Genomic DNA, 4,615 nt, shown 5'->3' on the forward strand with positions numbered 1-4,615 from the left:
ACCCTTGACGAAGGCGCCGCGGTCCGCGGCCGGGTTCTCGATCATCGCCGGCGAGTTCGGGTCGCTGGGGTCGTACTTCGGGTTCTCGATCGACAGGGGCACGATCTGCCAGCCCTGCCGGCACTCGTTGGCCTTCGCCTCATCGGTCGTCGCCGTGCAGGCGACGGGCACGTTGAGGTGGACCGGCACATCCGGTATGCCGGGCTGGTACGTCTCGGTCGCGGCGTCCGCCGGGTCGAGCTCGTTGCGGGTCGTGTCGTAGGTCACCGTGGCCGCGATGCCGCCGTTCTCGTTGGCGGTGTAGGGCTCCACGCCCCAGTCGATCCGACCGCGCAGGCCGATGATCGGCAGGAAGTTGACGTCGACGAGTTCACCGAGGATCGTCGTCGGGTCCGTCTCGTTCGCCGCCTGGTAGGTCAGGCCGGTCGTGCGGTAGCGCGTGTTGAACGCCTCCAGCACCAGCCACTTGCCGAGCGGGTAGGTCTCCTTGATGTCGTAGTCGCCCTGGCCGTTCGTCGTGACGGTGTTGGTGTACTGGTCCATCAGCGAGTTGTCCCGCTCGTGCACGGTGAGGGTGAAGTTGGGCACCCCCCGCTCACCGGGGTCCCGCTCGCCGTTGCCGTTGGAGTCGACGAACACGGTGCCGTGCACGTGCGTGAACCAGCCGACGATCATCTTGTTGCCGACGTCGCGGACGCCGCCCTTGCTGACCTCGACGTTGAAGCTCCACAGGATGTAATCCTGGTCGTCGTCCCAGATCGTCAGCTGGTAGACGCCGTCGGGGACGTTCTTGATGTCGAAGGAGCCGTTCGTCTCGCCGCGTCCCACGTAGACGGCGTTGTCACCGCGGCTGAGGTCGGAGAGGGCAACCCACGGCTTGTTGATGGGACCGTCCGACTTGGCGCCGGCGAAGCCGGTCTCCGGGACGACCTGGCCGTTCTGGCCGCCGATGTAGGGCAGGCCGGCGATCGCGACGCCCTTGACCTCACCGGTCGGCGGGTTGTTCGCCGGCACGGTGACCGCCTTGGTGTGCACGAAGCCGAACGGGACGGACGGGACCATCTCGGCGCCCTTCGTCAGCTCGTTGTCGTAGCCGGTGTCGCCCTCCTGGATCCAGATGTCGTGGTCGTGGCCGCCCTCGAGGGTCGTGGTCTGGACCCACTGGCCGGTCTCGCCGGCCTTGGGCGCCGGCGGCGAGACGGTCGCGGCGTAGCGGTTCGGGCCGAGGTTCGGGATGACGATCTCGCCGTTGGCGTCGCTGGTGCACTTTCCGGTCGACGTGGCCTCGTCGATGACCGGCTTGCCGTCGACGAAGAGCACGGGGCCGGTTCCGTCGGCGTTCTTGTGCTGGTAGACCGTGCAGAGGGCGTTGCCGTAGTAGTCGGTGCTCACCTGACCGAGGACGTCGGTGAGGTTGGCGGTGAATCCGGCCAGGCCCTGCTCGGCGCCGATCTCGTAGGTCCCGTCGACCGGGGTGTTGTCGTTGAACACCTGGATCCGGATCGTGGCGAGCGGCAACGGCGTCGGGTTCATCTTCACCGTGACGCGCTGGGAGCTGCCCGGCTTCACGGTGAAGTGGGCGCCGTCGATCTTGTGGCCGGGCGAGGTGACCGAGATCAGATACTTGCCCGGCGGCAGGTCCGTGAGCGCCTTGCTCCCGTTGAGGTCGTCCTGGTTGCCCTGCGCCACGATCGGGCTGTGGCCGGAGGTGGTTCGCACCGACGGCCAGGGGCAGGTGTCGGCGTAGTCCTCGTTCGCGGCACCGCCCATGACCCGCGGCGGGAGGCACTGGTCGAAGAGCGGCTTGGCAGCGGTGCCCGGGTCGCCGGTGTCGTCGACGTTGACCATCCAGTGGTATGCCGTGATGGCGTCACCCGCGTGCTCGAAGCCCGGCCCGGTGTTGACGCTGCGGGCGGCACTCACCGCGAGCGTGATGCTGCCGGGGTCGGCCGTGGCGGTGGGCGCCGCCGCGGGCGAAGCTGCTGCGGCGGTGGAGGCCATCACCCGGCTGGCCGCTGCGGCGCCCACCGCCGGGGCAACCTGCACCGTCGCGCCCACCGCGATCGCCGCGGTGGCCGCGACGAACATCCGAACAGCTCGTCGGTGTTTCGACAACGTGATCACGACCGCCTCCAAGATCCGTCGGGCGGGCCCCACCCGAGGCCCGCCGGTATCCCGAAGGTCGCACCGCACCCAGCCACCGCGTGCCCCGCGTGACGGACCGCTCAGCGAACTGTCACCGGCTCGTCGGCGACCTGAACGGGTTCCGGTCATCGCTTCGTCACGAACCGGTCATCTGCCATTCCGAACCCCGGGTGGAGGCGCGCCGGCTGGGCACGGGCACCTGGTGACAGATTGAGGAAAACGAGGTCACCGCTGCCCCTGTGGTGGTCCAATGAGCCGTCGGACCGGGCAGGGTCGAGGGGGATGCCATGAGCACCGTGATGGTGGTCGACGACGAGGAGCGGATCAGGACGCTGCTGTCGCGCACCTTGTCCTCGCTGGGGCACTCGGTCGTGAGCGCCGTGAACGGAGAGGCGGCACTCGACCGCCTGCGAGACGGCGGGATCGACCTCGTGCTGCTCGACCTCGTCATGCCGGGAGGGAGCGGGTTGAACGTCCTCAGCGCGCTCCGGGAGCAGAAGGACGAGATCCCGGTCATCGTCATCTCCGGCGTGACCGAGGTCGGCGCGCGGGTCGAGGCGCTCGACCGGGGCGCGGTCGACGTGGTGGCCAAGCCGTTCAGCATCGCCGAGCTCATGGCGCGCGTCCGCCGCAACCTGGCGACCCACCGACCGAGCCCGGCCGCCAACCGGCTGGAGGCGGCCGGCATACTGCTCGACCTCGACCGTCGCCGCGCCCTGGTGGACGGCCGCAAGGTCACCCTCACCGAGCGCGAGTTCGTGCTGCTCGCCCACCTCATGCGCCGGCGCGGGCACGTGTGCACGCGCGAGGAACTGCTGCACGACGTCTGGGGCCTCGACTTCGACCCCGGCAGCAACGTGCTCGAGGTCTGCATCCGACGGCTGCGCGGGAAGTTCGGCCGTGAGGTCCCGATCGAAACGGTCCGGGGCGTCGGGTACTGCTTGTCCGAGGACTGACGATGCGTCGCGGAACCTTCGAGATCTGGGTGGTCGCCGCCCTCGGCTGCCTCACCCTCATGTGGGTCTTCCCGGGCGAGGAGACGGTGCCGTACCACGTCGGCTACGCCCTGTTCGCCCTCTCCTTCGGGCTGGCGCCGTGGACGGTCCAGCAGACCGCCGGGGCGCTGATCGGCTACACCGCGCTGAGCGGATTCGTGCTCGTGCTCCGGGCGCAGAACGAGGTGATCGCGTGGGAGGAGACGGCCGAGATCCCGCTCATGCTGACGCTCGTCCTGCTGATGGTGTGGCTGGTCCGTCGCCGGGAGAAGGCCCTCGAGGAGATCACCTGGCTCTCCGAGCAGGAGCGGCTCGAGGCGCGGGCCCGTGACCTGCTGACCCGGCGCAGCTCGCACGAGATGCGCTCACCCCTGACGATCTCCCGCGGCTACCTCGAGCTGTTGCGGGCCCGGCCGCGCGATCCCAGCGAGGCCGAGGAGCTGCAGATCGTCGCCGAGGAGCTCGAGCGCCTCACGAGGGTCTGCGACCGACTGGTGCGCGCCTTCCAGGTGCACGGCGACATCGCCGTGACCCCGGTCGACCTCGACGCGATGCTCGCCGAGACCCTGCGCCGCTGGTCGACGGTCGCGGACCGCGAATGGGTCCTGCAGTCCGCGGGCGGCGTCATTCCCGGCTCGCCCGAGCGGCTCCGGGCAGCGCTGGACACCCTCATCGAGAACGCGGTGCGCTACACGGAGGTCGGCGACGTCGTGCGGCTCCGGTCGTTGCGCGAACCGGGTGGGGCGTGGGTCCGGTTGAGCGTCGCCGACTCCGGTCCCGGCCTCACCGACGAGCAGGCCGACCGGATCAACAGCACCCCGGCCCTGCTCCGCGACCCCGCGGACCACGAGGTCGATCGCGACGCCCTGTCCCAGACGGGCCTCGGCATGGGCATCGTCCTCGAGGTCGTCGAGCGACGGGGCGACCGGTTGCAGGCGGCCCGAGCGCCGGAGGGCGGTGCCGAGCTCACGCTCGTCCTGCCCGCCGCGACGCCTGCGGCGCACGTCCTGCCGGTGCCGGCGGCCCCCACGTCAACCACCTGGCCGGTGGGACAGACGGCCTGAGCCCGCGGGTTTCCGCGACGGAGTCGGCGCGGGTCACGCCGAGCGGCCGGTCAGCGGTGGGTGCGCTGGTACCACCGGTACGTGCCGCCCACGACGAGGAACGCGCCGAGCCCGGCCAGCCACACGAGCAAGCCGTGCAGCGCGCTGGGTCCGTGCGTGACGGCATACGACGTGGTGTCGTGGGGCTGGAAGGTGCCGGGACTCCCCGGGTTGCGGTGCGCGGCGAGGGCGGGGCCGCCGCTGGCGACGACCAGCAGGACGCCGAGAGCCATCACCCACAACGAGGACCAGCGCATCGAACGCACGGCCGTCTCCTCCCCACGTCGACTGTCACGGCGGGCCAGTTGCCGGTGCCCAGAGCATTACAGCAACAGGTCCGCTCGGAATGCTCACTTCTTGCACTGGTTTCGC

General features: G+C 70.2%; 3 protein-coding genes and 1 pseudogene. 2 read left to right on the plus strand and 2 right to left on the minus strand.

What is annotated here, in order from left to right:
- Positions 1–2,088 (minus strand): annotated as a pseudogene (locus VFL99_RS02150) (hypothetical protein); the annotation flags it as partial.
- Between the two features lie 344 nt (positions 2,089–2,432).
- Here VFL99_RS02150 and VFL99_RS02155 point away from each other — a divergent pair.
- Both VFL99_RS02155 and VFL99_RS02160 read left to right on the plus strand, forming a co-directional pair.
- Positions 2,433–3,101, plus strand: a complete 669-nt coding sequence (locus VFL99_RS02155; RefSeq protein WP_325104679.1) for a response regulator transcription factor — start codon at positions 2,433–2,435, stop codon at positions 3,099–3,101.
- Positions 3,102–3,103: 2 nt separating this feature from the next.
- Positions 3,104–4,204: a sensor histidine kinase gene (locus tag VFL99_RS02160; RefSeq protein WP_325104680.1), complete on the plus strand. Its 1,101-nt coding sequence runs from the start codon at positions 3,104–3,106 to the stop codon at positions 4,202–4,204.
- Positions 4,205–4,254: 50 nt separating this feature from the next.
- On the opposite strand, the gene VFL99_RS02165 is transcribed toward VFL99_RS02160, so the two are convergent.
- On the minus strand, positions 4,255–4,509 hold the full coding sequence (locus VFL99_RS02165; protein WP_325104681.1) for a hypothetical protein: 255 nt from the start codon (positions 4,507–4,509) through the stop codon (positions 4,255–4,257).
- Positions 4,510–4,615 lie beyond the last annotated feature (106 nt).

The sequence above is a fragment of the Segeticoccus sp. genome (assembly GCF_035708005.1).

Excerpts from the sequence above, each read along its gene's own strand:
- VFL99_RS02155 (WP_325104679.1), top strand. The coding sequence starts at position 2,433 with ATGAGCACCGTGATGGTGGTCGACGACGAGGAGCGGATCAGGACGCTG.
- VFL99_RS02160 (WP_325104680.1), top strand. The coding sequence starts at position 3,104 with ATGCGTCGCGGAACCTTCGAGATCTGGGTGGTCGCCGCCCTCGGCTGC.